The sequence below is a fragment of the Micromonospora echinofusca genome (genome assembly GCF_017614955.1).
GTDB lineage: Bacteria > Actinomycetota > Actinomycetes > Mycobacteriales > Micromonosporaceae > Micromonospora > Micromonospora echinofusca_A.
Genome location: NZ_WVUH01000493.1, coordinates 1 through 4,097, shown reverse-complemented (window position 1 = coordinate 4,097; position 4,097 = coordinate 1). Strand labels below are relative to the sequence as shown.

Sequence of the window (4,097 nt, the reverse complement as noted above, 5' to 3'; positions counted from 1 at the left end):
GGGATAGGTTGTCCGGCGTGACTGACGAGCAGCGGCAGAGCCCGGCCGGCCCGATCCGGGTCGGTGTGTTCGGGGCGCGGGGCCGGATGGGTGCCGAGGTGTGCCGGGCGGTCGACGCCGCCGACGACCTCGAACTGGTGGCGGCGATCGACGAGGGCGACGGTCTCTCCGGCGCCGCCGAGGCGGGCGCCGAGGTGGTGGTCGACTTCACCACGCCCGACGTGGTGATGGACAACCTGCGCTGGTGCATCGACCGGGGCATCAGCGCGGTGGTCGGTACCACCGGCTTCACCGGGGAGCGGCTGGACCGGGTACGCGGCTGGCTGGAGCGCAGCAGCCCCGGGGTGGGTGTGCTGATCGCACCCAACTTCGGCATCGGCGCAGTGCTGATGATGCAGTTCGCCACGAAGGCCGCCCGGTACTTCGAGTCGGTGGAGATCATCGAACAGCACCACCCGAGGAAGCTGGACGCCCCCAGCGGCACCGCCACCCACACCGCCCGACTGATCGCGCAGGCCCGGGCCGCCGCCGGGATGGGACCGGCGCCGGACGCGACCAAGGAGGAGGTGCCGGGGGCGCGGGGCGCGGACATCGACGGGGTACGCGTGCACGCGGTGCGCTCGGCCGGCATGGTCGCGCACCAGGAGGTGCTCTTCGGTACCACCGGCGAGACGCTCACCATCCGGCAGGACTCGTACGACCGGGTCTCCTTCATGCCCGGCGTGCTGCTCGGGGTCCGGTCAGTGCGCCAGCGTCCCGGGCTCACCATCGGCCTGGACGCCCTGCTCGACTGAGCCGCGCGGCGCCACCGGCCACGCTGTCCCGGCCGGTGCGACGCGCGCTCCGGTCGGCCATGGCGCTCCGGTGGGCTCGACGCGGAGACCGGCGGGCAGCCCGGTGAGGGTCACCCGGCCGGCCCGGTCGACGGCGACGTCGACCGGGGCGCCGGCCACCCGCAGGCCGCCGGCCGACACCGCGCCGAGCACCGGACCGGCCAGCGGCCGGAGTCCTACCCGGCCGGCCGGTACGTCCGGGTCGAGGCCGACCGCCGCGTGCAGCAGTGCCACCCCGGCGGCGGCGGACCACGCCTGTGGCCGGCAGGCCGCCGGGTACGGCACCGGTCGGCCCAGGGCGGCGCGGTCGTCGCCGCCGTACAGCTCCGGCAGCCGGTAGTCGAACGCCTCGGCGGCGGTGAGCAGCCCTTCGGCGAGGGTGGCCGCCGCCCGGTGGAACCCCTCCCGGGCCAGTCCGGCCAGCACGATCGCCGTGTCGTGGGACCAGATCGACCCGCAGTGGTACGACAGCGGGCTGAACCCGGCGTCCTCGGCGGACATGGTGCGCAACCCGAAGCCGCCGGCCATGGCGTCGGTGGTGAGCAGCTCCGCCACCTGGGCCGACTCGGCGGCGGAGAGCAGCCCGGTGCCGAGCAGGTGCCCGATGTTGCTGGTGAGCGAGTCGACCGGGCGCTTGTCCCGGTCCAGGGCGAGCGCGGGCTGCGGACCGTACCGGCCGTCGACCCAGAACCGGTCCCGGAAGCGGCGCGCCAGGGCACCGGCATGGTCCCGCCAGCGCTGCCCGTCGGGTCGGTCGAACGCGTCCAGCAGGTCGGCACCGCACATCGCGGCCTGGTACGCGTACCCCTGCACCTCGGCGAGGGCGATCGGGGCGGCGGCGAGCCGGCCGTCGCGGAAGCGCACCGCGTCCCCGGAGTCCTTCCACCCCTGGTTGGACAGGCCCCGGCCGCTGGTGTCCAGGTACTCGACGAAGCCGTCCCCGTCCGGGTCGGCATGGTCGGCGAGCCAGCCGAGGGCCGCCTGGAGGTGCGGCAGCAGCGCGGACACCTCGGCCTCGGGCAGCCCCCAGCGCCATGCCTCGTGCAGCAGGACGATCCAGAGCAGGGTGGCGTCGACCGTGCCGTAGTACGCCGGGGGGAGGCTCAGCCGGTCGGCCGGCAGGGTGAACTCGTGGCGGCGCAGCTCGTGCAGGATCTTGCCGGGGGCCTCGCCGGTGTGCGGGTCGGTCCGTCGGCCCTGCCGGGCGGCCAGGACCCGCAGCGTGGAGCCGGCCAGCGCGGTGCCGGTGGGCAGCAGCATCCGGGCCGCCCAGAGGCTGTCCCGGCCGAACAGGGTGAGGAACCAGGGCACCCCGGCGGCGAGGAACACCTCGTGCGGGGCGGTGGCGTCGGCGAGGCGCAGCCCGGTCAGGTCGTCCATGCTGCGCCGGACCAGCCGGGTCAGCCGGCGGTCGTCGGCGGTCACCTCCGGGACGGACCAGGTGCTGCCGGCGGGTGGTGCGGTCACCACGGCCTTCGGGTCGTCCACCAGCAGCCGCCAGCGTAGGACGGTCCGGCCGCCCGGGGGCAGGTCGACCGGCCAGGCCAACCGGGCGGTCGACCCCGGCCGGGCGGGCTCGGCCGGGTCCGTCCCGGTGCCGGGCCCGGTGGCCGGGTCGGCGGTGGCGGTGACCGTGGTGCCGTGGGCGGCCCAGCGGTAGCCGTCGGGCCGGCTGGTCGGCGGCGACGCCGGGGGTGCCGGGCTGCCCGACTTGACCGTCTCGATCGGGGCCAGGTCGCAGTCCAGGTCCAGGGTGACCGTGGCCCGTACCGGCCCGGTGGCGGTGGAGACCAGGTGGATCTCCTCGTCGAGTCCCCGCGTGGTGAGCCGGCGGAGCCGTTCGATGCGTACCGTCGGATCGGGGGAGGGGTCGCCGAGCCACCGGGCCAGGCTGACGAAGCGGACGGCGTGCGGGCCGTCCGGGGCCGCCGCGACCGGCTCCGGTTCCCGGCCGTCGACCCGCAGTTCGGCCCGGGAGAGCACCCGGTTGTCGGCGTGGAAGACCCCCTGCACGCCGGCCGGCCGGATCTGCCCGGCCGGGTCGCTGAGCGCGCTGGTCGGTGCGCGGACCACGCTCACCAGGTCGTGCAGCAGCGGTTGCAGGGGTCGGTCGGTCACGGCGGCTCCAGGTCTGTCCGGGGTTGGCTGCGGGGTTCTTGACAGATCGATCGGGGCGGTGCAAAGTGCGAACACATTCACCGGCTTGAACGATCCAATCCTGCCTCACCGCGATTGGATCGTTCAAGATGCAAGGGGGAGCTGTGCCGCAGAAGGTCACCATCGCGACGGTGGCCCGGCATGCCCGGGTCAGCCGGCAGACCGTGTCGAACGTGCTGAACGCGCCGCACATCGTGCGTGAGGAGACCCGGCAACGGGTCCAGGAGGCCATCTCCGCGCTCGGCTACCGGGCCAACCAGGCCGCCCGGCAGATGCGGACCGGCCGGTCCCGGTTGATCGCCACCCGGATCGAGCCGACCCGGGACGGGATCAACGGCTCGGTGCTCGACCGCTTCCTGCACGGTCTCACCGACGCGGCCGGCGTCGCCGGGTACCGGATCGTGCTCTACACCGCTGCCGACGACACCGCCGAACTGGCCACCTACGACGACCTGCTCGGCGCGTACGACCTGGACGGTTTCGTGCTCACCGGCACCGACCACGGCGATCCCCGGACCGCCTGGCTGGCCGAGCGGGGCGTGCCGTTCGTGACCTTCGGGCGCCCCTGGGACACCCCGGACCAGCACCCCTGGGTCGACGTGGACGGCGCCAGCGGCGCGGCCCAGGCCACCAACCGGCTGCTGGAGACCGGCCACCGGCGGATCGCCTTCATCGGCTGGCCCACCGGCTCCGGTGTCGGCGACGACCGACGGTCCGGCTGGCGTACCGCGCTGCGCGCCGCCGGCCTCGATCCGACCGACCTGGACCGGGAGACCTCGGACGGCATCGTCCAGGGCGAGCAGGTCGCCCGGAACCTGCTCGCCCTCCCGGACCCGCCCACCGGCCTGGTCTGTGCCAGCGACTCCCTCGCCCTCGGTGCGCTCCGTGCGGTGCGGGCCCTGGACCGCCCGGTCGCGGTGACCGGCTTCGACGACACGCCGGTCGCCGAGGCCGTCGGGTTGACCAGCGTCAGCCAGCCGCTCGGCCGGGCCGCCGCCCGCTGCATGGACCTGCTCACCCGGATCCTGGACGGCCCCCGGGGCGACGGCCCGCACCAGGTGCTGCTCAGGCCGACCCTGGTCGTCCGACAGACCGCCTGACCACCAC

At 75.1% G+C, this 4,097-nt stretch carries 3 protein-coding genes; 2 read left to right on the top strand and 1 reads right to left on the bottom strand.

What is annotated here, in order from left to right; translation table 11 throughout:
• Positions 1-17: 17 nt before the first annotated feature.
• On the top strand, positions 18-794 hold the full coding sequence (gene dapB / locus GSF22_RS31560; protein WP_208817565.1) for a 4-hydroxy-tetrahydrodipicolinate reductase: 777 nt from the start codon (positions 18-20) through the stop codon (positions 792-794).
• On the opposite strand, the gene GSF22_RS31555 is transcribed toward dapB, so the two are convergent.
• On the bottom strand, positions 741-2,951 hold the full coding sequence (locus tag GSF22_RS31555) for an amylo-alpha-1,6-glucosidase (protein ID WP_208817564.1): 2,211 nt from the start codon (positions 2,949-2,951) through the stop codon (positions 741-743). The two genes, dapB and GSF22_RS31555, sit on opposite strands and share 54 nt — an antisense overlap.
• A gap of 143 nt (positions 2,952-3,094) precedes the next feature.
• On the opposite strand from GSF22_RS31555, the gene GSF22_RS31550 reads away from it, so the two are divergent.
• A complete protein-coding gene (locus tag GSF22_RS31550; protein WP_208817563.1) occupies positions 3,095-4,090 on the top strand; it encodes a LacI family DNA-binding transcriptional regulator in 996 nt (331 codons plus the stop codon).
• Positions 4,091-4,097 lie beyond the last annotated feature (7 nt).